General features: G+C 69.0%; 23 protein-coding genes. 9 read left to right on the top strand and 14 right to left on the bottom strand.

Annotated features, from left to right (window positions below; genetic code table 11):
• Window positions 1-178: 178 nt before the first annotated feature.
• Window positions 179-2,293, bottom strand: coding sequence for a glycogen debranching protein GlgX (glgX, locus tag SK854_RS26135; RefSeq protein WP_319977730.1), 2,115 nt, complete (start codon window positions 2,291-2,293; stop codon window positions 179-181).
• A gap of 104 nt (window positions 2,294-2,397) precedes the next feature.
• Here glgX and SK854_RS26130 point away from each other — a divergent pair, with 104 nt between their 5' ends.
• The 4 genes from SK854_RS26130 to SK854_RS26115 all read left to right on the top strand — a co-directional run bounded on the left by SK854_RS26130 (window position 2,398) and on the right by SK854_RS26115 (window position 6,307).
• Window positions 2,398-3,225: an ABC transporter ATP-binding protein gene (locus tag SK854_RS26130; RefSeq protein ID WP_093593759.1), complete on the top strand. Its 828-nt coding sequence runs from the start codon at window positions 2,398-2,400 to the stop codon at window positions 3,223-3,225.
• Between the two features lie 194 nt (window positions 3,226-3,419).
• Window positions 3,420-4,199 carry an enoyl-CoA hydratase/isomerase family protein gene (locus SK854_RS26125; RefSeq protein ID WP_319977729.1) on the top strand — a complete coding sequence of 260 codons (780 nt, stop codon included), beginning with the start codon at window positions 3,420-3,422 and terminating at the stop codon, window positions 4,197-4,199.
• Window positions 4,189-5,145 carry a class I SAM-dependent methyltransferase gene (locus SK854_RS26120; protein ID WP_319977728.1) on the top strand — a complete coding sequence of 319 codons (957 nt, stop codon included), beginning with the start codon at window positions 4,189-4,191 and terminating at the stop codon, window positions 5,143-5,145. The genes SK854_RS26125 and SK854_RS26120 overlap by 11 nt, the downstream gene beginning before the upstream one ends.
• Before the next feature lies 1 nt (window position 5,146).
• Entirely contained in the window at window positions 5,147-6,307 is a 1,161-nt protein-coding gene (locus SK854_RS26115) for a THUMP-like domain-containing protein (protein WP_319977727.1), read from the top strand.
• On the opposite strand, the gene SK854_RS26110 is transcribed toward SK854_RS26115, so the two are convergent.
• On the bottom strand, window positions 6,266-6,853 hold the full coding sequence (locus SK854_RS26110; RefSeq protein WP_319977726.1) for a TetR/AcrR family transcriptional regulator: 588 nt from the start codon (window positions 6,851-6,853) through the stop codon (window positions 6,266-6,268). The genes SK854_RS26115 and SK854_RS26110 overlap by 42 nt on opposite strands.
• A 97-nt stretch (window positions 6,854-6,950) precedes the next feature.
• Here SK854_RS26110 and SK854_RS26105 point away from each other — a divergent pair, with 97 nt between their 5' ends.
• Window positions 6,951-7,334, top strand: a complete 384-nt coding sequence (locus SK854_RS26105; protein WP_319977725.1) for a DUF4267 domain-containing protein — start codon at window positions 6,951-6,953, stop codon at window positions 7,332-7,334.
• Here SK854_RS26105 and SK854_RS26100 read toward each other — a convergent pair.
• From SK854_RS26100 to SK854_RS26080, 5 genes are all read right to left on the bottom strand, one after another.
• A complete protein-coding gene (locus SK854_RS26100; protein WP_319977724.1) occupies window positions 7,270-7,995 on the bottom strand; it encodes a nucleotidyltransferase domain-containing protein in 726 nt (241 codons plus the stop codon). The genes SK854_RS26105 and SK854_RS26100 overlap by 65 nt on opposite strands.
• Window positions 7,996-8,050: 55 nt before the next feature.
• Complete coding sequence (locus SK854_RS26095; RefSeq protein WP_319977723.1) at window positions 8,051-9,871, bottom strand: hypothetical protein; 1,821 nt, start codon at window positions 9,869-9,871, stop codon at window positions 8,051-8,053.
• A gap of 65 nt (window positions 9,872-9,936) precedes the next feature.
• The gene (locus SK854_RS26090; RefSeq protein ID WP_319977722.1) at window positions 9,937-13,194 is read right to left on the bottom strand and encodes a GH92 family glycosyl hydrolase; all 3,258 of its coding nucleotides are present in this window, start codon (window positions 13,192-13,194) and stop codon (window positions 9,937-9,939) included.
• A 58-nt stretch (window positions 13,195-13,252) separates the two neighbouring features.
• Complete coding sequence (locus SK854_RS26085) at window positions 13,253-14,107, bottom strand: nucleoside hydrolase (RefSeq protein WP_319977721.1); 855 nt, start codon at window positions 14,105-14,107, stop codon at window positions 13,253-13,255.
• A 4-nt stretch (window positions 14,108-14,111) separates the two neighbouring features.
• Complete coding sequence (locus tag SK854_RS26080) at window positions 14,112-14,414, bottom strand: hypothetical protein (RefSeq protein ID WP_319977720.1); 303 nt, start codon at window positions 14,412-14,414, stop codon at window positions 14,112-14,114.
• Between the two features lie 50 nt (window positions 14,415-14,464).
• On the opposite strand from SK854_RS26080, the gene SK854_RS26075 reads away from it, so the two are divergent.
• Window positions 14,465-15,208 carry an acyltransferase gene (locus SK854_RS26075; RefSeq protein WP_093592970.1) on the top strand — a complete coding sequence of 248 codons (744 nt, stop codon included), beginning with the start codon at window positions 14,465-14,467 and terminating at the stop codon, window positions 15,206-15,208.
• Between the two features lie 4 nt (window positions 15,209-15,212).
• On the opposite strand, the gene SK854_RS26070 is transcribed toward SK854_RS26075, so the two are convergent.
• From SK854_RS26070 to SK854_RS26045, 6 genes are read right to left on the bottom strand one after another with little or no spacing between them, the layout of a single operon-like run.
• Window positions 15,213-15,989 (bottom strand): SGNH/GDSL hydrolase family protein, encoded by a 777-nt coding sequence (locus SK854_RS26070; RefSeq protein ID WP_319977719.1) that lies wholly within the window; start codon window positions 15,987-15,989, stop codon window positions 15,213-15,215.
• Between the two features lie 48 nt (window positions 15,990-16,037).
• Window positions 16,038-17,285: a glycosyltransferase family 4 protein gene (locus tag SK854_RS26065; RefSeq protein WP_319977718.1), complete on the bottom strand. Its 1,248-nt coding sequence runs from the start codon at window positions 17,283-17,285 to the stop codon at window positions 16,038-16,040.
• Window positions 17,286-17,289: 4 nt separating this feature from the next.
• Window positions 17,290-18,765 carry a glycoside hydrolase family 57 protein gene (locus tag SK854_RS26060; RefSeq protein WP_319977717.1) on the bottom strand — a complete coding sequence of 492 codons (1,476 nt, stop codon included), beginning with the start codon at window positions 18,763-18,765 and terminating at the stop codon, window positions 17,290-17,292.
• Window positions 18,762-19,490: a class I SAM-dependent methyltransferase gene (locus SK854_RS26055; protein ID WP_319977716.1), complete on the bottom strand. Its 729-nt coding sequence runs from the start codon at window positions 19,488-19,490 to the stop codon at window positions 18,762-18,764. Before SK854_RS26055 ends, SK854_RS26060 begins: the two co-directional genes overlap by 4 nt.
• 10 nt (window positions 19,491-19,500) lie before the next feature.
• Window positions 19,501-19,848 carry a hypothetical protein gene (locus SK854_RS26050; protein ID WP_319977715.1) on the bottom strand — a complete coding sequence of 116 codons (348 nt, stop codon included), beginning with the start codon at window positions 19,846-19,848 and terminating at the stop codon, window positions 19,501-19,503.
• 38 nt (window positions 19,849-19,886) lie between these two features.
• Window positions 19,887-20,522 (bottom strand): SRPBCC family protein, encoded by a 636-nt coding sequence (locus SK854_RS26045; RefSeq protein WP_319977714.1) that lies wholly within the window; start codon window positions 20,520-20,522, stop codon window positions 19,887-19,889.
• A 122-nt stretch (window positions 20,523-20,644) separates the two neighbouring features.
• Here SK854_RS26045 and SK854_RS26040 point away from each other — a divergent pair, with 122 nt between their 5' ends.
• Window positions 20,645-21,280, top strand: a complete 636-nt coding sequence (locus tag SK854_RS26040; RefSeq protein ID WP_319977713.1) for a TetR/AcrR family transcriptional regulator — start codon at window positions 20,645-20,647, stop codon at window positions 21,278-21,280.
• On the opposite strand, the gene SK854_RS26035 is transcribed toward SK854_RS26040, so the two are convergent.
• The gene (locus SK854_RS26035) at window positions 21,281-22,123 is read right to left on the bottom strand and encodes a DegV family protein (RefSeq protein ID WP_319977712.1); all 843 of its coding nucleotides are present in this window, start codon (window positions 22,121-22,123) and stop codon (window positions 21,281-21,283) included. It abuts the gene before it with no gap.
• 315 nt (window positions 22,124-22,438) lie between these two features.
• Here SK854_RS26035 and SK854_RS26030 point away from each other — a divergent pair, with 315 nt between their 5' ends.
• Both SK854_RS26030 and SK854_RS26025 read left to right on the top strand, forming a co-directional pair.
• A complete protein-coding gene (locus SK854_RS26030; protein WP_319977711.1) occupies window positions 22,439-23,389 on the top strand; it encodes a coiled-coil domain-containing protein in 951 nt (316 codons plus the stop codon).
• Entirely contained in the window at window positions 23,386-23,940 is a 555-nt protein-coding gene (locus tag SK854_RS26025) for an OmpA family protein (RefSeq protein ID WP_319977710.1), read from the top strand. Before SK854_RS26030 ends, SK854_RS26025 begins: the two co-directional genes overlap by 4 nt.
• Window positions 23,941-23,950 lie beyond the last annotated feature (10 nt).

Raw genomic sequence — 23,950 nt, 5'->3', positions numbered from 1 at the left:
CAGCGCATGCGTCGCGTCGAGCTACACCCGCACGACGCGACGAGCACGAGGTCGATCGTGCGGTCGGTCCAGCAATAGACGACCACGAGCGTGATGGTGCCAGACGTTCTCCGAATGTGGCTAGAGCGTCCACTGGCCGGAAGAACCTCTGTCACAGAGTCAAGTCACCGCAAGGAGTTCAGCGCGGAAGCCGGAGCAGCAGCAACGAGCGCGCCGCCACCGTCACCTTCTCCCGCGGCGCGAAAGAACCGGGATTGGCGGGGGAGCCGTCCGCCGTCGTCGTGTCCAGGTACGGCTCGTACGCCGGCCCGTAGCGCTCGTGCGGCAGCGTCACGCTGATCTCGTCCGCGCCGGCGTGCATCAGCATCAGCCACGAGTCGTCGGACACGAGCTCGCCGTCCCGCGTGCGCGAGAGGCAGTTCGAGCCGTCGATGAACATGCCGAGCGTGCGGCGGCCCTCGTCGAACCAGTCCGTCTCGGCCATCTCCTGCCCGTCCGGCCGGAACCACACCAGGTCCGGGTTGCCGCTGGGCGTCGTGCGGCCCTCGAAGAACTCGGGCTGCCGCAACGCCGGCGACGACGCGCGCAGTTCGATCAGCCGTTGCGTGAACCCCAGCAGCGCCTTCCCCGCGTCACTCGTCGTCCAGTCGACCCACGAGATCCGGTTGTCGAGGCAGTACGGGTTGTTGTTGCCGCCCTGGGTGCGCCACATCTCGTCGCCCGCCGTCATCATCGGCGTGCCGGTCGACAGCAGCAGCGTCGCGAGCAGGTTCCGCGCCTGCTTGGCCCGCAGCGTCAGGACCTCGGGATCGGTCGTCTCACCCTCGGCGCCGCAGTTCCACGAACGGTTGTCGTTCGTGCCGTCGCGGTTCTCCTCGCCGTTCTCCTCGTTGTGCTTGTCGTTGTACGACACCAGGTCGCGCAGCGTGAACCCGTCGTGCGCGGTGATGAAGTTGATCGACTGCCAAGGCCGGCGCAGGTCGTCCGCGTACAGATCTGAAGACCCCGAGAGCCGGTACGCGAGATCGCGCACGGACGTGTGGCCGCGCCAGAAGTCACGGACCGTGTCGCGGTAGCGGCCGTTCCACTCGGCCCACTGCACCCCGAAGTCGCCGACCCGGTAGCCGTCGCCCGTCGCGTCCCACGGCTCGGCGATCAGCTTGGACCGGCACAGCACCGGGTCCGTCGTGATGGCCGTCAGCAGCGCGCTGTCGCGGTCGAAGAACCCGCCGCCGGGACGGCCCATGGTCGAGGCGAGGTCGAACCGGAACCCGTCGACGCCCATCTCGTCCGCCCAGTACCGCAGCGAGTCCGTGACCAGCCGTACGACCTGCGGCGACCCGGCGTCCAGCGTGTTGCCGCAGCCCGTGATGTCGACCGTGCTGCCACCACCGGCGTGCAGGTAGTACCCCGGCGCGTCGTAACCGCGGAACGAGACCGTCGGCCCGTCCGGACCACCCTCGCAGGTGTGGTTGTAGACGACGTCGATCAGCACCTCGATGTTCGCCGCGTGCAGTGCCGCGACCATCGTGCGGAACTCCTGGATCTCGCGGCCCGGTTCGCTCGCGTAGGCGGCGTGCGGCGCGCAGTAGCCCAGCGGCGAGTAGCCCCAGTAGTTGCTCGCGCCCCGGCTCAGCAGCGACGGCTCGTCCAGGAACGCCTGGACCGGCAGCAGTTCGACCGAGGTGACGCCGAGCCGGGTGAGGTGCTCGATCGCCGCCGGGTGCGCCAGCCCGAGGTACGTGCCGCGCAGCTTCTCCGGGATCTCCGGGTGGTTCTTCGTGAAGCCCTTGACGTGCATCTCGTAGATGACGGCCTCTTCGAACGGCACCTCGGGCTTCACGCCCGTGTCCACGCCGCCCGGTGAGCTCACGACCGAGAGAGGCACGCTGCCGAGCGAGTCGACCGCGGACGGCGGCCCGTGCATCGGATCGCCCACGTACCCGAGCACGGCGTTCAGGTCGGTGATCCCGCCCTCGATCTGCCGCGCGTACGGGTCGACCAGCAGCTTCGCCGGGTTGCAGCGCAGGCCGCGGCCCGCGTCGTACGGCCCGTGCACCCGGAACCCGTACCGCTGACCAGGCGTGACGCCGGGCACGAGCCCGTGCCAGACGCCGAACGTCCGTTCGGTCAGCTCGACCCGTTTCTCGGCTCCGTCGTCGCCGATCAGGCAGACCTCGACCGCGTCGGCGACGTGGGACGTCACCGCGAACCGGACACCGCCTGCTTCGGCGTGTGCCCCCAGTGGGAACGGTCGGCCTGCCAGCACCTCGGACTCGGGTCGCGTAGCCATACCTCCGATCTTGGCATCCGGCACCGACAAAAAACTTGAGAGTTCACACAGGCGGCCCAGCGGCCTCACCCGGTGCGTGGGACACCCCGATGGAGGACCCGTGCATGGCCGTTCGGAAGAATGGAGCCGTGGCGGACGTCGACGTGACAGATCTGGTCGTGCACATGGCGGGCGTATCGGTCCGCCGCGGGAAGAACACGCTGGTCGGAAACATCGACTGGAGCGTGGAGCTGGACGAGCGCTGGGTGGTCCTCGGCCCGAACGGAGCCGGCAAGACGACCCTGCTGAGGCTCTCCAGCGCCGACCTGCACCCGACCAAGGGCAAGGTCCACCTACTGGGTGAACGTCTGGGCAAAACGGACGTCCAGGAGCTCAAGCCCCGGATCGGTCTCTGCTCCGCGGCACTCGGCGGCCGCATCCCGCCCGACGAGACGGTCGTCGACCTCGTCGTCTCCGCCGGCTACGCGGTGCTCGGCCGCTGGCGCGAGGAGTACGGCAAGCAGGACACCGACCGCGCCCGCGAACTGCTCGGCACCCTCGGCATGGCACACCTCGCCGACCGCCTCTACGGCACGCTGAGCGAGGGCGAGCGCAAGCGCACGCTGATCGCCCGCGCGTTGATGACCGACCCCGAGATGCTGCTGCTCGACGAGCCCGCCGCGGGCCTCGACCTGGGCGGCCGCGAGGACCTGGTCGCGAAGCTCTCGGAGCTGGCGCTCGACCCGGACGCGCCCGCGATGGTGCTGGTCACGCACCACGTCGAGGAGATCCCGCCCGGCTTCACGCACGCGTTGCTGCTGCGCGAGGGCTCGATCGTCGCCCAGGGCTTGCTAGACGACGTCCTCACCGAAGAGAACCTCTCCAAGACCTTCGGCCAGGACCTGGAGCTGCAGAAGTCGGGAGACCGCTTCTTCGCCCGCCGCAAGGTCTGAGAACTGTGCTTGTCGGCCGCTGCTCCGCAGACGGCGGCGAGTTCGCCTTCAAGTCGGTCGTCCGGCCGAATCGCCGGCACCGAATTGGGCTTCGCCGAATTCGGCACCGGCGGTTGACCGGACGACCGACGCGAACTCGCAACTACTGGCCGGTAACGTACGGTCGGTCCCGTTACTCATCGAGGAGGATCTGAGTGGCTGAGTTCGTGAGGCTTGAGGTCGAGGACGGGATCGGCACGATCCGCCTGGAGCGGCCGCCGATGAACGCCCTGAACCGGCAGGTGCAGACCGAGCTCCAGGCCGCCGCGAAGGAGGCCTCGGAGCGTTCGGACGTCTACGCGGTCATCGTCTACGGCGGCGAGAAGGTCTTCGCGGCCGGTGCGGACGTCAAGGAGTTCGCGCAGATCTCCCACGCCGAGATGACGTTGCGGGCCAAGGGCCTGTCGGACGCTCTCGGCGCGCTGGCCTCGGTGCCCAAGCCGACGGTCGCCGCGATCACCGGGTACGCGCTGGGCGGCGGCTTCGAGGTCGCGCTCGGCTGCGACCGCCGCATCGCCGGCGACAACGCGAAGGTCGGCCAGCCCGAGATCCTGCTCGGCCTGATCCCCGGCGGTGGCGGCACGCAGCGCCTCGCCCGGCTGATCGGTCCGTCGAAGACCAAGGACCTGCTCTACAGCGGCCGGTTCGTCGGCGCCCAGGAGGCGCTGGAGATCGGCATGGTCGACGAGGTCGTGGCACCCGACGACGTGTACGCCGCGGCCGTCCGGTGGGCCAAGCAGTTCGTCGGCGGGCCGGTTCTGGCCCTGGCCGCGACGAAGGCCGCCGTCGACGGTGGTCTCGACACCGACCTGGAGTCGGGTCTGAAGCTCGAAAGCCACCTCTTCGCGGCGCTGTTCGCGACGGAGGACAAGAAGGCGGGCGTGGAGTCGTTCATCGAGAACGGTCCTGGAAAGGCGAAGTTCAGTGGCAACTGACCCGGCACCCAACCCGCACGCGACCGCGGAAGAGGTCGAGGCGGCTTACAAGGACACCAAGCTCGCGCAGGTGCTCTACCACGACTGGGAAGCGGGCACGTACGACGAGAAGTGGTCGATCTCGTACGACGACCGCTGCATCACCTACGCGACGGACAGGTTCCGCGCCGCCGCTGGTGACGTCGGGCCGTACGAGCACGCGCTGGAACTGGGCTGCGGCACCGGCTTCTTCCTGCTGAACCTCATGCAGGGCGACGTGATCAAGAAGGGCTCGGTCACCGACCTGTCGCCCGGCATGGTCGAGGTCGCGCTGCGCAACGCCGAGCACCTCGGTCTCGACGTCGACGGCAGGGTCGCCGACGCCGAGCGCATCCCGTACGACGACAACACGTTCGACCTCGTCGTCGGCCACGCGGTGCTGCACCACATCCCCGATGTGGAGGCGGCGATGCGCGAGGTGCTGCGGGTGCTCAAGCCCGGCGGCAAGTTCGTGTTCGCGGGCGACCCGACGAACATCGGCAACTTCTACGCCCGCAAGCTCGGCCAGGTGACGTGGTGGCTGACCACCAACATCACCAAGGCCGTGCCGGTGCTGGGCGACTGGCGCCGTCCGCAGGAGGAGCTCGACGAGTCCTCCCGCGCCGCGGCCCTGGAAGCCGTCGTCGACCTGCACACGTTCGACCCGGACCAGCTGGAGGCGACCGCCAGGCGCGCCGGTGCCGTTCGTGTGCGCGCGGCGACCGACGAGCTGTCCGCGGCGCTGTTCGGCTGGCCGGTGCGCACGTTCGAGGCCGCTGTGCCGCGCGAGAAGCTGGGCTTCGGGTGGGCGATGTTCGCCTACCGCACCTGGCAGAACCTCTCGTGGGTCGACCAGAACGTCCTCTCGAAGGTGCTGCCGCGCGAGGTGTTCTACAACGTGTCGATCACCGGCCAGAAGACTTCCTGAGTTGGGCTACGCGTTCACCACCGCCGACGTGGCGTTCCTGCGCTCTGCCGCCGGAACCGCCGCGTTGGCCGAGGTGGACGCGTTGCCTTTTTCCGACGCTTCCCGGTTGCGCGACGTCGAGGTGGCACGGAGGCTTCTCGGGCCGTCGTTCGCCCCGGTCGTGGAAACCGTGCTGCTGCGGCGTCGCGCGGTGTCCAAACTGGACTCTGCCGGTTCCTGGCTCTTCACCGACGACGCGCTTCAGCAGGCCACGGCCTCCGCGGTCGCTCGTCATCGCGCCCTGCGGTTCGTTGATCGCGATGTGCACGACGTGACGTGTTCGGTGGGGGCGGATCTTTTCGCGTTGAGCGCGGTGGCGTCCCGTTGCCTCGGCTCTGACCTCGATCCTGTGCGGCTTGCCATGGCGCGCAACAACGTTCCGGGGCAGCTCGTCGTTCAGGCCGACGCGTTGCGGCCGGTGTCGAGGGCCGGTGCCGTCACCGCTGATCCGGCTCGCCGCGATTCCGCCGGCCGTCGCAAGTGGAATCCTTCCGACTTCGTGCCGCCGCTGGACGAGCTGTCCGAGGTGTACGCGGGCGTTGATCTCGCGGTGAAGTGCGCTCCCGGCATCGACTTCGCGGTCGCGCCGTGGGCTGCCGAGATCGAGGTCGTGTCGCTGGACGGTGCGGTCCGGGAAGCCTGTCTGTGGACCCGAGGCCTTGCCACGCCTGGGGTTTCGCGCCGCGCCTCCGTTCTGCACGGCTCGGATTCGTGGACCCTGACGGATGCCGAACCGGACGACTGCGCGGTCGCCCCTCCTGGCGCGTGGATCGTCGATCCGGACGGCGCGGTCGTGCGCGCCGGTCTGGTGCGGCACTACGCGGCGCGGCACGGGCTGTGGCAGCTCGACGAACGCATCGCGTACCTGAGCGGGGACAAGCCGCCGCCGGGCATCCGGGCGTTCCGCGTGCTCGAACACGGGCACTACACGGAGAAGTCGCTCAAGTCGTTGCTGAAGACGCGCGGGGTCGGCCGGCTGGAGATCCTGGTGCGCGGGCTGGACGTCGACCCGAACACGTTGCGCAAGCGGCTGAAGCTCTCCGGCTCCGCGTCGGCCACGGTCGTGCTGACCCGGATCGGCTCAAAGCCCGTCTTCGTGCTGTCCGAGGCTGAGCGCACCTAGCAGCAGGTCGAGGCGGGTCTCGTCGTGGGCCGGTCGCAGTCTGTTGCCCTGCACGAGGGTCGCGATGCCGTGCAGCGAGCTCCAGAAGACCTCTGTCAACGCCTCCAGGTCTCGTTCGCCTCGGACGGGTTCGACCGCGGCGACCAGTTCTCCGAACGCGTCGAGCAGTTCCTGCGGCACCTCGTCCGTGCCCCACGGAATGTCGGACTGCTGCACGAACATCGCGTCGTAGAGCGCGGGCCTTCGCCGCGCGAACTCGAGGTACGCCTCCGCTGCGGCCCGCAGCCGTGACTCTCCTCGCGACGGACGGGCTTTCCGCAACAGCCGGGCCAGCTCACCGCACCCCTGGATCGCGACGGCGCGCACGATCGCGTCCTTGCCCTTGAAGTGGCTGTAGAGCACCGGCTGGCTGTACTCGACCTTCTCGGCGAGCCTGCGCGTGGTGACCGCGTCCCAGCCGTCCGATTCGGCCAGGTCCCGGGCGGCGTCGATGATCAGCTGATGGCGTTCGGCTCGCTCACGCTCACGCCGGTTCTGGATGCTCACCCGCAGAATCTAGCACTGCTAGACAATCGAGCGCTCGTAGTGTTAGCGTCGCTCCTGTCGCTAGCAGTGCTAGATTCTTTCGGAGGATGCAATGCGCTTGACCACGATCATGGGGTGGCTCGTCGTGCTGGCCGGTTTCTACTTCGGCCTCAGCTACCTGCTGAACGGCGACGCCGCCGCGTCGGGTTTCGGCATCGTCGACCCGACCGGCTACTACGTCGTGAAGGGCGTGCGCGATGTCGCGTACGCACTGACAGCCCTGATCCTGCTGCTGATGGGCCAGCGGCGAGCCCTGGGCTGGGTGGTCCTGGCGGACTCGATCATCCCGATCGGCGACTGCCTCGCCGTGATCACGCATGGCGGCACGGTGGGCTACGCGCTCATGGTGCACGGCTCGGCAGCCGTGCTGGTGCTGCTCACGGCCGGTTTGCTGCTGCGGGAGACAGCCCCCGAACGGCCTCGCGCAGTTCCGGCTCAGTGATCTCCCCGAGCAACAGCCCGGTCAGCACGTGGAACGCCCGCGCCAGTTCGTCGGGATGCGTGGACAACACGAGCGTCCCGGTGAACGCGCCGGCGTCCTGCAGGTCGTCCAGCCCCCGCCCCTGCACCGCGTTCACCCCTTCGCGCAGGCACCACAACGACATCACGTGGTCGCGCATCCCGTTGATCATGTAGACCGCCTGCCACGAACGCCCGCGCGCGATGGACGACCGCGCGTGCAGCGCGTACAACCAGGCAAGCCCGATGAGCCCGTCCCGGTCGGGCTGCCCGGCCTGCGGCAGGTCGTTGGTCTCACCGAACAGCAGCTTGAACGTGGGCCCGGTCGCCCCGAACTCGTCCGACGGCCAGAACGCGACGTCCACCTGCAACGTCGACCGCATCAGGAACACGCGGAACAGGACCGCGCCGCGCCGGACGTCAAGATGGCCGACGGCGCCGCACGCGTACATCAACGCCGTCCAGTCGTCGACCACCGCGTCCAGGTCGCGCTCGACCGACAGCGCGAAGTCGATGTCGGACCAGCGATCTTCCTTGCCCACCGCCGCCGACCCGGTCAGCGCCGCCCCGACCACCCTGGGATCGACGTCGGCGGCGTTGACGAGGTCGCGGCGCAACTGATCACGCTCAGAAACCGAGAACACGCTCCAAGATTATTGACTGCGGCATCAGCTTCGCTGGAGACCGCGACATTCCACGTCAGCCGGGCTTGCGCACGAGATTCGTGTACCCCGCCAGCGCCAGCGTCGCCAACCCCCACACAGCAAGTTGCACCAGCCAGATGGCCGCCGTGAACGCCTGCCCCTTCTTCGACGCGGTGTCCAGATCGCACCTCGTCCGCATCCCGGTCATCGCCAACGGCAACCCGCGATCCAGTCCGAGCCCGACCAGTTCGACCGTGGAGCAGGGAACTCCCGCACTGGCGACCCGTTCGGCGACGTGATGTCCGGGACGGGTGTCGACCTGCCCGGCCCACCAGCCGATCGCCCCGGCGGCAACGAGCACCAGCAGCAGCGCGGCGGCGGTGCGGCGAGCCCGGTAGCCGTACCCGGCCAGCACTCCCCACAGCCAGTGGAACCACCGCGTCAACGGCCCACCCAACGACTGGGGGCTGCGCCGGCGCAGATCCGTCTGTTGCGCCATGAGAATCCGGCGCACGGTCCCGTCGTGTCCGGCGGCTCGCTCGACCGCGGCAAGCCGTTGGTAAGCGGACGCGTGATAAGCCGGTGTGTGGCAGCGGATCACGTGCAGCCACTGTTCCCAGTCCCACCCCGATCCGAGGGCGGGGTAGGAGAAGTCGTCGATGCGGACGAGGCTTTCGTGTTCGCACGCCGGGCCGCGGCCGAGCGCGGGGCACAGCGCCGCGTGCGGCAACCTCGCGGACACCCCCACCACCATGTGCTGGAGGTTCATCACCAGCTCCGACGCCGAACTCAGTTCGACCGTGTCCGCACAACCGAACCGGCCGTCGACGTGGGTGCCGATCAGGCTGAGCGCGGGGCCGTCGCCGCCCGCGGAGAACCGGTTCTGGCCGATCATCACCAGGGAGTCGCCGATGCGGGCACGGTCGGCCCTGATCGCGGGACCGGCCGTGTTCGTCAGGGTCGCACCGGCGAACTGGAGGGCGTTCCCGATGCGGGCGCCGGCCAGGTCGGCCGCGCCGAATTCGTCGTGCCCGGTGAGGACAAGACCGTCCCGCAGCAGGAAGTTCCCGTCGACCTGGATCCCGTTCGACTCCAGCGCGGGTCCCGCGGCGTTGGTGATCTCCGTGCCCGTCATCTCGGCATGTCCTGAGATGTGCGCGCTGACGAGGCGGACCGAGCCCGCTTCACCGTGCCCGGTGATCCGATTGCCCTTCCGCAGCGAGAAGTTGCCGCCGACGGTGACGTTGTCGAAGACCAGCGCGGCACCGGCGCTGTTGGTGATCTCGGACTCCGCCACCTTGAAGTTCGCCGCGACGTGGGCGCCGAAGAGGTTGAGCGCGCTGCGGCCGTCCCCGGCGATCCGCACGCCTCGCATGGTCAGGTTGCCGCCGACCTTCAGCCCGTCGGCGTGCAGCGCGGCGCCACCGGTGTTGATGATCTCCAGGTCAGCGAACTCGACGTCGCCCGCGATGCGCGCGTCGAGGAGCCTGATCGTGCCGCGGGCGTCGTCTCCGGTGAGCTGAATCCCGCCGCGCAGGAACAGGTCGCCGTCGAGCTGGAGGCCGTTCGCGTGGATCCCGGCGCAGCGTCCGCCGTAGAAGTGCAGTTCCGGCAAGCTCGCGTAGCGGGCCATGACGGGCTCGTCGATCGTGCAGTCGCTGAAGCTCAACCCGGCCACGGCTTTCACGCGGACGAGGTCGAGAGTGCCCTCGATCCGCACCCCGCGCAGTTTCACCCCGCCCGGATCGAGCTCACCGCGCCGACCCATCAGCAGCTCCCTGACCAGGCCGGCCCGCACCACGTTGGCGGGCTCGGCGCACTCCAGCCACTCGCCGTCGCGGGCCGCCTTGATGAGCCGCTGCTCGATGTCGGTCACGTCCGGATCATCCCCTCGACGGGTGCGGCTGGGCCGGTGAACCGAGCCGCACCCACCGGGATGGACTAACCCAGTGCCACCGCGAAGATGTGCATGTTGACGTCATCCGGCAGTACGACGCTCGCCAGCGTCTTGCCCTCCGGAGCCACGTACGTCTTCGTCGCGAAGATGTGCGTGGCGACCTTCTCGCTGCCGCCGCCCGACTGGTTGCGGTACGGCGTGTTCGCGACGATCACGTTGCCGAAGCTCGGCGCCGCCCCGCCGCCGCCCAGCGTCCAGTCGCTGAAGCCGACGTCCACCGATGCCGTGGTGCCGTCCGTGAACGTCACCGTGGCCGGCTTCGTTCGCGCTCCGTTGGCCGCGGAGCCGACGAAGGAGAGCTTGGTTCCGGACAGGGCAAGCGTTTGCTTCGTGGCGGTCGCGTTGTCGGGACGGCCGGGAGGCGACGACGGCCACGTGAACGTGAGGCCGTCGACGGTGCTCGTGCCGCCCGGCGGAAGACCGGCCGTGGCCAGCGCTTCCCGCGAGTAGCTGTAGCCGCCGCCGTCGAAGTCGCCCTCGCCGGTGGCGTCGGCGGAGGCGCCCACGTTGTTCACGGCGGCGAGCATGCTGCCCGCCGGCGCGACCTTCACCGTCTGCGGCAGCACGACCGGCTTGGCCGCACCCTCGACGGTCACCGTCACGGTGATGTCGTAGAAGCCTTGCGCGGTACCGGCTTCGGCCGTGACCGTGAACTCGGAAGGCACGGCACCGGTGGTGGGCGTGAACTTCAGCGTCTCCGGGCCGGTGATCGTGTAGGTCGCCTTCGGGTCGCCGTCGTAGAGCTTGACCGAGTTGACCTTCGCCGTGACCGACTTGCCGGGCTCGACCACGAGCTGCCGCGGTTCGACGGTCAGGAAGTACGGCTGGTCGTGCTTGATCGGCTTCTCTCCGTCGCGGAACGACGGCGGGGCGTCCGTCGCACCGGTGCCCCACGCGGAAGGTGCCTTGCCCAGCACGAAGTCCAGCTTGCCGCCGCTTTCCACGAACGACTCGGGCAGCCAGGTCTTCGAGGACGCCTTGCCGTTGACCTTCAACGACTGCACGTACTTCGTGGCGGCGTTGGCCTGAGGCGCGGTGATCGTGATGTCCTTGCCGCCACCGCGGTTGATCTTCACCGACGTGAACAGCGGGCTGCTCAGCACGAGCTCGGCGCGCGACGGCACCTGCGGGTAGATGCCCATCGCGGTGAACACGAACCACGACGACATCGCGCCGAGGTCGTCGTTGCCGGGAATGCCGCCGGGGGCGTTCTTCCAGAGCGTGCCGATCGTCTCGCGCAACGTCTCCTGCGCCTTGGCGGGCCGGCCCGTGTAGTTGTAGAGCCACGGCACGTTCACGGACGGCTCGTTGTCCAGTTCGGACTTCGCACCGCCGCGACCTGTGAGAGCCCAGCTGCCGTCGGCGTTGTGGAAGAAGTCGTCCAGCCGCTTGGTGGCGCGCTCACGGCCGCCCAGCGAGTCGACGAGCCCGGCGACGTTGTGCGTGACCATCCACGTGTACTGGGCGCTGCTGCCCTCGACGAACCCGTTGCCGGTGTCCGGCGTGAAGTCCTTGACCCACGTGCCGTCGGCGTTGCGGTTGCGGATGTAGCCGCCGGTGCTGTCGGCGACCGGGTCGAAGTTGTTCTGCCACCACTGAGCGCGTTCGGCGAACGTCTTCGCGATCTTCTTGTCGCCCGTGCGTTCGGCGAGCTGGCTGATCGCGAAGTCCGCCGCGGAGATCTCCAGGGTCTCCGCCGCGCCGCCCCACGCGTTCGACACGGACGGCATGTACTTGTTCTGCAGGTACTTGTCGAGCGACGGCCGCTGCCCGACCGACATCACGGCCCAGCCGTCCTTGCTCAGGTCCAGCGGCGTGGGCACGGTCGCGGCCTTCACCAACGACTTCAGCGACGCCTTGACGTCGTACCCGTCGCCGCCGAACGCCGAGATGGCCGCCAGCGCGATCGGCGCCGGGTCACCGTTCATCACGTGCGTGCCGCCGCCGTTGTGCGTCCAGCGGTCCCACACGCCGTTGTTCTGCTCGGACTGGTTGAGCAACGACTGCGCGATGTCCGAGCCGATCTGCGGTTCGAGCATGGTGAGCAGCTGCAGCTGCGAGCGGTAGATGTCCCAGCCGGAGAACGTGCCGTACTGGGCTTTCTGCCGTCTCTTGTCGATCTTGTGAGTCTTGCCGTCGAACCCGGCGTACTCGCCGTTGACGTCGCTGAACAGGTTGGGGTGCAGCAGGGAGTGGTACAGCGCGGTGTAGAACTTCGTCCGCTCGTCATCGGAGCCGCCGCCGACCTCGATGCGCTTGAGCTGCTTCTGCCACGCGATGTGCGCGTTGTCCCTCATGTCCTCAATGGACTGACCCTTGTTCTCGGCCTTGAGGTTCGCCTTCGCGTTGTCCAGGCTGACGTAGGAGATGCCGACCTTGACCCCGACCTGCGAACCGGGCGCGAAGCCGAGGTAGGCGCCGGAACCCTTGCCGAGCACCGGCCAGCCGTTCGTCCCGTACGTCGTGCCGCCCTTGGAGGACGTGCTTCCGGCCGTGACAACGTTGTCCTGGTACGTGCCGACCTCGGTGAACGCCTGGTCGAACTCCGCCACGAAGTGCAGCGTGTAGTAGCTGCGGCGGCCGACCTGGTTGATGTAGCCGCAGAAGTTGCCGCTGGTCACGGAGCCGGTGATGGTCCGCTTGTCCTTGTCGATCACCGTCTGGGCGTCGGACGAGCCGACCTGCGACTTGGAGGTGTTGATCAGCACCGTCGCCGGCTTGTCGGCGGGGAAGCTGAACCGCGCGGCACCGGTGCGTTCGGTGGCGGACAGCTCGGCCTTCGCGCCGGACTTCAAGGTCACGTCGTAGCGACCGGGCTTGGCCACCTCGTCCGCGTGCGCGAACTCGCTGGCGTAGATGGCGTCGGTCGCGTCCGTGGTCGGCGACGTGGTGACGGCCCCGACGTGCGGGAAGATCGGGATGTCACCGCTTCCGCCCGCGCAGCCGGTCCCGGACATGTGGGTGAGGCTGAAGCCGCGGATCTTCGTGGCGTCGTACCGGTATCCGCCGGGAGCCGCGGCGCGCAGGGTGTTGCCGCGACTGGCTTCCGGGCTGAAGGAGAACATGCCGAACGGCACGACCGCGCCGGGAAAGGTGTTCCCGAGGTTGGTCGTGCCGATGAACGGGTTCACGTGTGCGGCCGGATCCGGCACCACCTGGATCTGGGGCTGAGCGGAGGCAGGGACCACTCCGAACGTCATGGCCACCGCTACCGCAGCTGTCGTGAGGACTCTTCGCTGCATGGTCGCGGACCCTACTTTCCGTGCCCGCCCAACCCCAGACAGCGACGTGAAGTTGTCGTCAAACGGACAAGCGCTGCTCCATGAAGGCCCTCAGCGCGGGCCAATCGCAGTCTTCCGCGACCTCTACCTGGTGCTTTCCCTCGACGAGCGCACCCTCGTCGTCGATGTCGAGGCCGTGCGTCTTCAGGTGCAGGGTGCCGGGCACGATCGCCTCCGCCACGGCGACGGCGTCGTGGATCAGGATGCCCTCCTCGCGCCCGGACATGTTCTGCTCGGAATGCCTCGCGAGGTACGCCCGGTAGGTGCCGGTGAGGTTGCTGAGCACGGGATCGACGTTCGCGAGGAACTCGGTGTCCGCGATGCACCGCTGGGTCAGGTTGAGCGGCACGACGATCGGGTTGCCCTTGCGGATGACCGTCCGCGCGGCCTTGGCGTCCGCCCAGAAGTTGAACTCGGCACGCGCGGTCATGTTGCCCAGGCCGAGCCCGCCGCCCATGACGATCAGCCGTGGGAACTCGATGCCGGCTTCGAGCGCGTGAGCGATGTTCGTCAGCGGCCCGATGGCCGCGACCACGGTGTCCGGCTTGAGGTTGTCCGCGAAGAACTGCACGACGTCGTCACCGCGGATGCCTTCCGCGTTCTCCGGCAACGTGTGCGCCTGCCCGCCGAGCCCGTCCTCGCCGTGCACGTCCGCCGCACCGCCCGGCCCGCCGAAGCCCCGGATCACCGGCACGTCGGTGCGGCCGAGGTGGGCGAGCAGGCGCAGCGCGTTGGCCGTCGTGAGGTCGAGCCCGACGTTGCCGAAGACCGTGGTGAGGCCTTTCAGCTCGACCTCGGGACTGCGGGCCGCGAGCGCGATCGCGAACGCGTCGTCGACGCCGGGGTCGGTGTCGATGATGAGAGGAATCGCCATGCCCCTAGGGTGCCTGAGACTCGGCGCCGACCTCGGACACGTCCCACACGACACAGCGCACACCAGGCGGCTCCGTCGCACCTTGGTCGAGCATGTCCTGGTGATAACGGCGCGCGTCCGCCTCGTTGTCGTACACCTGGATCATGTGGCCGTCGAGCGTCCACGTGCCGTGCACGAACCCAGGCAGCCCGACCTTGCTCGACGCCATCAGCGGCACCTGCGCCCGCAACGCGTCGATCGCCTCGGGGCTGATGTCCCAGACGCCGATGACCGCCCACATGTCGCACCTCGCGTTCGTCGAGGCCACTTTAGAACCGTGTCCAGCGCGCCGGCAGGCCGAAGTTAGAGTCTTCGTCCATGACTTCGATGTGGGGCGCACCCGTCTGGACTCGCTGGCGCAGGTCGCGCCGTGACCCGATGCAGGCGCGGTTCCTCACGATGGCCTCCCTGCGCTGGATCCTGCGCCACCGCGCCTACACCCCCTGGTACATCGTGCGGTACTGGCGGCTGCTGAAGTTCCGCCTGCTCAACCCACACGTGGTGCTGCGCGGCATGGTGTTCTTCGGCAAGCGCGTCGAGGTCATGGCCCGCCCCGGCTTCGGCCGCCTGGAGATCGGCCGCTGGGTGCACATCGGCGACGGCAACGCCATCCGGTGCCACGAGGGGTCGCTGCGCATCGGCGACAAGGTCGTGTTCGGCAAGGACAACACGGTCAACTGCTACCTCGACATCGAGATCGGCGCGTCGTCGCTGGTCGCGGACTGGGTCTACATCTGCGACTTCGACCACAAGGTCGAGGACATCACGCTGCCGATCAAGGACCAGGGCATCGTGAAGTCGCCGGTGCGCATCGGACCGGACTGCTGGCTCGGCGCCAAGGTGACCGTGCTGCGCGGCACTCGTGTCGGCCGCGGGTGCGTGCTCGGAGCGCACGCCGTGGTGCGCGGGGACGTGCCGGACTTCAAGATCGCGGTCGGGATGCCGGCCCGGGTGGTGCGGGATCGGCGGGCCGACTACGAGGCCGATGCGCAGCGGCGGGCGGACATCGCGGACATGGCCCGCAAGGCCAAGGACGCCTTGGCCAAGCGAGCGGAGGCCTGACGGGTCAGCGAGTTGCGTGCCGCTGCCAGGTCAGCGGCACGAGCTCCGGGCGCTTCGGCGTGAAGCCGTCACCCGGCTGCCGCCCGATGAGCTTGTTGCGCGTCCGCGTGTAGGCGACGGGCAGCACCTGGTCGCGCAGCCACCGCCAGTGATCGAGAACGGAAGCGCTCGCGGCCGTGCCCTCCAGCGGCATCAGCCAGGACTCGTCAAAGGCGACGTCCAGCGCCGACAGCACGTGGCCGGCCAACCGCCTGTGCCCCAACGACGACAGGTGCAGGCGGTCCGGGCCGAAGTAGCGTGAGTCGTGCACGCACTCGTCGGCCTCCACGTCGACCAACACCGCGCCGTAGCGGGACGCGGCGTTGCGCATGGCGGAGTTCAAGGTCTCGATGCGCGGACGCATGCGCCGGCCGAACGGCATGCGGTGCGAGATGTCGCTCAACGTGAAGACGGCGACAGTTGGCGCGAACGACGTCACGGCGCGCACCATCGCGTCTGCCCGCTCAGCGATCTGGTCCGTAGTCGCGTTGGACATCACGTCGTTGCCGCCGCCGAAGAGCACGACCAGGTCGGGCTCCAACGCCGCCGCGGACGGGACCTGCTCCACCAGCATCTGGTCGAGACGGCGGCCGCGCACGCCGAGGTTGGCGTAGCGGAAGCCCGGCGCGTCCAGTGCGGACGCGACCCGGTCCGCCCAGCCCCGGTAGCGGCCGTCGGGAAGCAGGTCGTCCAGGCCCTCGGTGCAGCTGTCCCCGAGTGCCACGAAGCGTTGGTATTTCATTCAGTCCTCGGTCACCTGTTGTTAACGGGACCGGCGACTGTAGCGGACCTAGGTGAACAGATTTCCCGTCGCGATCTTGGGGCGGCCCAGGACGCGTGGTTCGCGCACCAAAGCCTTGGCGTAGACCGAAGCCGTGTCGGTGGCGATCGTGGCCCAGTTGAAGTCGGAGACCAGACGCGCCTTCGCGGCGCGCGCACGGGAGGCGGCCGAGGCGGGATCGGACAGCACGTCACGCACGGCGCGCGTGAGTCCGTCCACGTCACCGGGGGCGAACGACAGGCCCGTCACCCCGTCCAGCACGACCTCGCCGAGTCCGCCGGCGGTCGACGCGACCAGGGGCGTTCCGGCGGCCGCCGCTTCCAGGGCCACGATGCCGAAAGGTTCGTAGCGGGAGGGCAGCACGACGGCGTCGGCCGCGGTGAGCAACGCCGCCAGAGACCTGTCGGACAGATGGCCGACGAACTCCACGGCCCGCAGCACGCGGTGCTTGCGCGCCTGGTCCTGCAGCCACTCGGTCTGTGAACCGCCACCGGCCACGACGACCCGAGTGCCCCGGTGGACGCGGCGGATCCGGGGGAGTGCGGCGATCAGGTCCTGGATGCCCTTCTCCCACTCGATGCGGCCGAAGAACAGCAGCAGCGGATCACCGTGCGGCGAGTACGTGCGCCGGGCAGCACCGACGTCCTTCGCCCGCACCTTCCAGCCGCCCGGCTCGATGCCGTTGTGCAGCACGGAAACGTCGGCGGTGTCCACTTCGAACAGATGCGCGACCTCGCCGCGCATCGCCGACGAGCAGGTGATCAGCGAGTCGGCGCGGTTCGCCAGCCACCACTCCACCGAGTGCACCTGCTGGTTCAGCGGATGCGACAGCCAGCCCGAGTGCCGACCGGCCTCGGTCGCGTGGATCGTCGCCACCAACGGCACGCCGAACGCCTCGGCGAGCGCCACGGCCGGATGCGCGACCAGCCAGTCGTGCGCGTGCACGACGTCGGGACGCCACGAGTCCAGCGCCAGCCCGGCACGCGTCATCGCGTGACCCATCGCGAGCGTCCACGCCAAGAGGTCCTTCTCGAACACGAAGTGCGCGGGATCCTCGGCGACGCGGACCAGCCGCACGCCCTCGCTCACCACGTCCACCGTGGGATGCGTGATCGCATCGGTGCCCGAAGGTTGACGGCACAGCACGACGACGTCGTGCCCCTGCGCGGCCAACTGTGTCGCGAGCGCGTGGACGTGCCTGCCCAGCCCGCCGACGACCACCGGCGGGTACTCCCACGACAACATCAGCACGCGCATCCCGCTACCCCATTCCTCGCGCGTCCAGGTGCCCGAACGGGCCGTCTGCCGCGCGGAGCTCCGTTGCTCTCGCCTGTCCACGACCGTTTCGCGTCAACGCCGCGAGCTCGCTGAAACGATCGCTGTGAATCTTCGCGCGGTAGCGGGCGTAGTCGGCGGCCGAGTCCTTGGTGACCATGAACGCCCAGTCGCTCGACAGCGCCAGCAGCGCCTCGCGCACCGCCTGGTCCAGCACCGGATTCCGCACGCCGGAGGAGAAGTCCAGCCCCAGCAGTTCCTTCTGCACCGACTCGTTCAACGACACGATGTCCGACACCTGCGCGCCGTCCCACACGCGCCAGTCCTTGCCGCTGCCCCACGACGACGCCGGCAGCTCGACCGGAGCGCCCACGTGCCCGGCCTCGACGGCGCCCCGCAACGTCGTCACGCGCACGCCCGCTTCCGGCAGCGCACGCAGCACGGCTTCCAGCCACAACGGACCCTCGTGCCACCAGTGCCCGTACAGCTCGGTGTCGTAGGCCGCTACGACGAGACCGCCGTCGATCGCGCGCAACCGCCGCACGACCGTTTCCACGAAGTCGGCGACGTGCCTGTCGAGAGCTTCGCGCGCCAGCAACGGGTCGTACGGCCGCTTGTCCTCCGGCGCCACGTTCTTGCCCGTCACCCGCGACGGCTTGAGGCCCGTCGGGTGATCGTAGGTGTGAAAATCCCGGTACGCGGCATCGCCCGGATAGCCGACCTTCGGCGACCAGACGCGGTACGAGACCTCCAGATCACGCCCGAACGCCAGCACGTCGGACGAACCGACGGGATGCGCGGACGACGTGTCGCCGTGCAGCGCGGGCCCGTCGACCATGAAACGCCGCACGCCCGCCGTCGCGTACCCCGCCTCCATGCCGGGCGAGTAACCGCATTCCGGCGCCCAGATCCCTTCCGGCGCACGGCCGACGCGCAGCGCCGTGTCGTCCAGACCGGTTCGCAGTGCGAAGGCCCGCACCCGCGGATCGAGCAACGGCTGGAAGGGATGCGTGGCGGGCCCGCCGAGCAGCTCGATCGTCGAGGAGTCCACAAGGGACCTCAGAACGGGCGAGAACCCGTGCCGCCACTGGGCTTCGAACCGGTCCAGCGCCCAGGACGACGCGCGGTGCTCGTACGCCGACAGTTCCGGCAGCCGTTCCCCGGCGAAGTGCGAGCGCAGGTGCCAGTTGCCGAGCCAGTCGTGCATGCCGCGCAGGCAGTACGGATCGTCCAGCTGTGCGGCCAGGATCGGGGTGACGCCGAGCGTCAGCACGTCGGAACGGCCCTCGTCGGCGAACCGGCGCAGCATGTCCACGATGGGCAGGTACGAGTGCGCCCACGCCTGGTAGAGCCACTCCTCGCCGACCGGCCACGCGCCGTGGTGCGCGAGCCACGGCAGATGGCTGTGCAGGACGAGGCAGAACGTGCCCTCGGAAGCCTTGGAAGTGTTGCTCGACGTCACGGACGCACCGCCACGGCCACGAGATCGAGGCAGCCGTCCATGTCGTCAGGGGTGATGTCGAAGTCCTCCACCGTCACCGACTCCACAGCCTCCTTGAGCTCGGCCGGCCACGGTGCACCGGACAGCGCGACTTCGACCTGTGCGTTGATGATCTGTCCGTTCAGGAGCGTGTCAAGCCTCTGTCCGTGACGCAGTCCCGTCAGTTCGTCAACGCGGAAACCAGCCTCGCGCAGCATCTCGTCCAGTTCGGACGGTGCGAGTTCCCTGGTGTGGAACGGGTTCAGCGGTGTGTCCTGGCCGGGCGAGAACGTCAGCCTGTTCGGCGTCGTCACGATGAGCCTCCCACCTGGACGCAGCACCCGCAGGCATTCCGCCAGGAACCCCTCCTGGTCCCACAGGTGCTCGATGACCTGCAGGTTCGCCACGACGTCGACGCTCCCGTCGCGCAACGGCAGCGCCGCCAGGTTCCCGCGGAGCACGTTGAGCTGCGGGTACGCGCGCGACACGTGCTGCGACGTCAGCTCGTCGTAGTCGAGCGCGATCACCCGGCGCGCGACCGTGCGGATCAGCTGGGCGCCGTAGCCCTCACCGCAGCCCGCCTCCAGCACGACGGCGTCCGCGCAGTGGCCGATGAGGTGGAGATATGCGGCCTCATGGCGCCTGAACCAGTAATTCTCTTCCGCGATACCGGGCACGGTGCGTTCGCCGGTCAGGGGGAGGGTCACGCCCGCCAGGTTACTTGCCAGTAGACCGCCTGCGAACTACCTGGTGCGCGATGGCGGTCGCGATGCCCGCCGCGGCGAGTGCCGCCGTCGTCGTGAAGTCCATGTACTTGGACAGGCTGGGCGCCTGACTCGGCCCGGCCAGCCACATCGTCAACGGGGTGGCGTAGGCCAGCGTGAGGGCTCCTGACCACCAGCGCAGGGCTTTGGAACGGCCTTTGCGCAGGCTCGCGACGAGGACGACGGCGATCGGAATCCCGGACAGCAGGCCGAACTTGCCGATCACCATGACGGGCACGGCCCAGGCCGCGACCAGGATGCGCTTCGACGGGTGGACGGAGGCGCGGGTGTCAGTGGACATGATCTTCTCCCTTGGGTTTCAGGTGCCGGTTCCGGGCGTCAGCTCTGGGTGGGACGGGCTTCGGCCGCGGCCTTGAGGTCGGCCAGCCAGAAGTCGAGACCGGGGCCGAGGAGCTTGACGGCCGTGGCCGGGTCGGCCTCCACCTGGGCGCCGATCCAGCTCTCCTCGGTGCGGACCAGGACGCCGCCGTCGACCTCGGTGAAGGTCCAGACGTGGACGCCCTCGTCGATGCCCAGACCCTGGCCGACGGCGGGCCCGCTCCAGCGCACGCACTCGCGGGTCTTCACGTCGAGGACGGTCGAGGTGATGTTCAGCGTGGTGGCGGGCGTCGTCGGCGTCGCGGGTGCCGGGGTCGTCCACTCGAACTTCGAACCCGCCCGCAGCTCGCCCTGGTCCAGCCTCTTCGCGCTGGTGACGGCCTTCTGCCAGGCAGGCCAGCCCTCCACCTCGGTCTGCACCTTCCAGACCGTGCTCAGCGGCGCGTTGATGCGGGTCTCGGTCCGGTGGTGCAGCTGGGCGGCGGGGTTGATGCCCTTGCCTTCGCACGTCACCGAGTTCGACGCGGCGGTGCTGCTCGGCGCGGGCGAGCTGGACGGCGCGCTCTGGCACGCGGTGATGGCGAGCAGTCCGGCGCTGAGCGAGAGGGCGGTCAGGGCGGTGCGGGTGCGGGTCATGGGACCTCTCCTTTGGTTCGTTAGCGGCAGTCACCGTAGTTAGAAGCTCTAACTCTTGTGACATGCAGAAGCTAAACTGAAGCCCGCGTGACTGTCAATAACGAATGTGAGAGGGTCTAACCATGACGGAGTCGGCAGGGAACCCCCGAGAGCGCTACCGGGCCCAGGTGCGCGACGAGGTCAAGCGGCACGCGTGGGACCAGATCGCCACGGCCGGGGTGACGGCGTTGTCGCTCAACGCCATCGCCAAGGAGATGGGCATGAGCGGGCCCGCGCTGTACCGGTACTTCGCCGGTCGCGACGAGCTGATCACCGCGCTCATCCGGGACGCCTACCGCAGCCTCGCCGACACCGTCCGCGCCGCCCACGCGACCGGCACCACCGCGGTGGCCCTCGCCGCGGTCATCAGGGAGTGGGCCCTGAGCGACCCGCAGCGCTACCTGCTCATCTACGGCACGCCCGTGCCCGGCTATCACGCACCCGACGACGTCACCGCGATCTCGGACGAGATCCTGACGGTGTTGCTGGAGGTCTGCGCGGGCGAGCCGGACGAGCAGCCGAAGACCCCGTTCGACGTCGTCCTGGGCATGAGCCGGGGGTGGGCGGGCGCCCTGCCCGCGTCGTCGCCGACGGTGCACCGCGCGTTGGCCTTCTGGACGCGCCTGCAGGGCGTGCTCTCACTGGAGCTCGCCGGTCACCTCACACCGCTCGGGTTCGATCCGGGGCTGCTCCTCGCGGAGGAAGTCGCCGAGCTCTGATCAGAACGGCGAGACGGTGACGGCCAGCGCTCCCGGTCCCACGTTCGCGCCGATCGCCGCGCTGACCTGCGTCAGGACGACGTCGCGGGCGTGCGGGATCCGCTTCTGCAGCATCTCGAGCAGCACGTGGCCCTCCTTCTCGGCCGCGAAGTGCTCGACCGCGAGGTCCACGTTGCGTCCGTAGGCGAGCGCCACCGCCTTGTCCACGAGCTTCGCCAGCGCGCGGTCGCGGCCGACGACCTTGTCGAACGGCTCCACCTCGCCGTTCACGACCGTGAGCAGCGGCTTCACCGAGAGCGCGTCACCGAAGAGCTTCGCCGCCGCGCTGACCCGCCCCGCCTGGCGCAGGTAGTGCAGCGTGTTGACGTAGATCAGCACGTTGGCGTCCCGGCCGCGCTGCTCGGCGACGCCGCGCGCGTTCTGGACGTTGCCGCCGCTCTGCACGATCCGCGCGGCCGCGAGCGCCGCGAACCCGAGCGTCATGCCCGACGAGTGCGAGTCCACGATGAACACCGGCACGCGCGACTTGGCCGCGGCCACCTTCGCCGCGTCCGTCGCGGGGGAGAGCTTCGGCGTCACGTGCACCGAGATGATCGTCTCCGCGCCCTTCGCCCACGCGTCCTGGTACGCCCAGAAGAACGCGTCCGGCGCCGGCGGCTGCGTCGTGATCGGGATCTGCGCCTCCATCGCCTGCAGCAGACGGTCGGTCGGCACATATGCCTCGTCGATCAGTTCCGACCCGATCTTGAGCTGCATCGGGACCGTGATGATGTTGAACCGATCCGCCAGACGGGCCGGAAGCGACGCGGTCGAGTCGGTGACGACGGCTACTCGTGAGGACACGAACGAGAAGGCTAACGAAGCGTGATCGAAGTAGCCACGACCGATGGAAGGCAATTCGTGTGATCTCGACCTTGATGGTCGCTTTCCGTGCACGGCGAACGCACGGAGTGAACACCCCGAAAAGGAGCTCTGCTTGACACAATCGGGTGACTGCGAGCCGTTTGGTGTTGATCTACAGATGTCGCGTTTGCCCAGGAAAGACGGGTTATTCCACGTGTTACATCATCTCCGTCCGTCCATTGTCGACGCTGGTTGGGGTCACCGCCCGTGGGTAAGCTCGCACAATCTTCAGCCCGGTTGAGTGAGTAGGTGACCATGGGTGCAAAAGAGCAGGAACTAGTTCCGCTGCACGCCGGTTTCGACGTTGTCTACCGAGGTTTTCATCGACGTCAGGTCATCGACCACATCGAGAATCTCGAGGAGCAGCTGCGCTTCACGAGCCTCGACCGGGCCGAGGCGCTGGCACAGGCAGCCGATCTGCGCAAGCTGCTGGAAATGACGCGGCAGGACCTGGAGGAGGCGCGCGCCAGGATCGAGCGCCTCGAATCCACTTCGGGCACTCACGCGAGCGCCACCGAACGGATGCACCGCATGCTCCGCCTCGCCGAGGACGAGACGGCGGAGATGCACCTGCAGGCCGAACGCGAGTGCACGGATCTCCGTGCGCGCACCGACGTCGAGGTCGCCGAGTTGCGCGCCGACGCCGAACGCGAATCCGCCGCCATGCGCGCCGAAGCCGAGTCCGAGCTCTACGCCTCGCGCCAGGACTGCGCCACCCGCGCCGCCGCAATGGAACGGCGCGAGCTGGAGATGGAACGCCGCTGCACCGACCTCGAGGCCCAGCACCGCCAGCGCGCCGACGAGGTGGAGCGCGAGTGCACCGAGGCCGTCGCCCAGGCACAGGCCGACGCGGACATGCTGCTGCGGGAGACCGCTCTGCAGTGCAACTCGCTGGAGGCCGACTCCGAACGCAAGCGCGAGAAGGCCCAGCAGTTCTTCGAACTCACGATGACCCGGCGCCGCAACGAGGCCGCGCAGCACCTGCAGGAGCAGGAAGCGCTGGCGCGGGCGCGTTCGGAGTTCATGGTGAAGATGGCGTGCCGGGAGGCCCAGCGCCGCCTGGCCGAGGTCGCCGACCGGACCGACGAACTGCACGAGCTGAAGCGGGTCGTCCACTCGCAACTGTCCGCCGCCCGCGCCGCCCTGTCGGTGGCCGCGGATCGCGTCGCCCCGCTCCACATCCCCGAACAGGTGGCCGCGTCGTGAAGCGCTGGGTCCCGCTGCTCGTCGGTGCGTTGATGGTGCCCGCGACGGTGACGGCCTTCGGTTTCTCCGTGTACGGCGACGAACTGGAGACGGCGCTGTCGTCGTCACCCGCCGTGCCGGCCGTTCTCGCGGGCCCGGTGCCGGTCTCCGACTTCATCGCCCCGCTGCGGATGGAGCCGCCCGCACCGGTGTCGCTGCCCGCGGCGGTGGCGCAGGAGGCGGTGCGGAACCTGTTCACGTCGCACGCCGTCAAGGGCATCACGTTCGCGCCGGGCACCGCGTCGTTGGTGGGCCGCGGTGAGGACGTGCGGCGTTCTCTGGCCAGTGTGCTGCGCAACGCCACCGGCTCGGTGACGTTGGTGGCGCACGCGTGGAACGGCGAGACGGCGTCGCACCGTTGCGACGTGCTCGCGATGGAGAGGGCCGGCCTGCTGCGGCAGTACCTGGCCGAGCAAGGGGTGGACAGCGAGATCACCACTCGCGTGATCGTGGACCCCGTGTGGGGCCCGCCCTCGGACTTCGGACCTCAGATCGACGTCCTCGTCAGCTAGGAGCCTTCGC

This window comes from Lentzea sokolovensis (genome assembly GCF_033949975.1).
GTDB lineage: Bacteria > Actinomycetota > Actinomycetes > Mycobacteriales > Pseudonocardiaceae > Lentzea > Lentzea sokolovensis.
Note: the sequence above shows the minus strand (reverse complement) of the source record. Positions and strands in the feature narration are given on the sequence as shown.

Excerpts from the sequence above, each read along its gene's own strand:
- SK854_RS26130 (WP_093593759.1), top strand. The coding sequence starts at position 2,398 with ATGGCCGTTCGGAAGAATGGAGCCGTGGCGGACGTCGACGTGACAGAT.
- SK854_RS26090 (WP_319977722.1), bottom strand. The coding sequence starts at position 13,194 with ATGCAGCGAAGAGTCCTCACGACAGCTGCGGTAGCGGTGGCCATGACG.
- glgX (WP_319977730.1), bottom strand. The coding sequence starts at position 2,293 with ATGGCTACGCGACCCGAGTCCGAGGTGCTGGCAGGCCGACCGTTCCCA.
- SK854_RS26040 (WP_319977713.1), top strand. The coding sequence starts at position 20,645 with ATGACGGAGTCGGCAGGGAACCCCCGAGAGCGCTACCGGGCCCAGGTG.
- SK854_RS26085 (WP_319977721.1), bottom strand. The coding sequence starts at position 14,107 with ATGGCGATTCCTCTCATCATCGACACCGACCCCGGCGTCGACGACGCG.
- SK854_RS26075 (WP_093592970.1), top strand. The coding sequence starts at position 14,465 with ATGACTTCGATGTGGGGCGCACCCGTCTGGACTCGCTGGCGCAGGTCG.
- SK854_RS26050 (WP_319977715.1), bottom strand. The coding sequence starts at position 19,848 with ATGTCCACTGACACCCGCGCCTCCGTCCACCCGTCGAAGCGCATCCTG.
- SK854_RS26065 (WP_319977718.1), bottom strand. The coding sequence starts at position 17,285 with ATGCGCGTGCTGATGTTGTCGTGGGAGTACCCGCCGGTGGTCGTCGGC.
- SK854_RS26030 (WP_319977711.1), top strand. The coding sequence starts at position 22,439 with ATGGGTGCAAAAGAGCAGGAACTAGTTCCGCTGCACGCCGGTTTCGAC.
- SK854_RS26045 (WP_319977714.1), bottom strand. The coding sequence starts at position 20,522 with ATGACCCGCACCCGCACCGCCCTGACCGCCCTCTCGCTCAGCGCCGGA.
- SK854_RS26070 (WP_319977719.1), bottom strand. The coding sequence starts at position 15,989 with ATGAAATACCAACGCTTCGTGGCACTCGGGGACAGCTGCACCGAGGGC.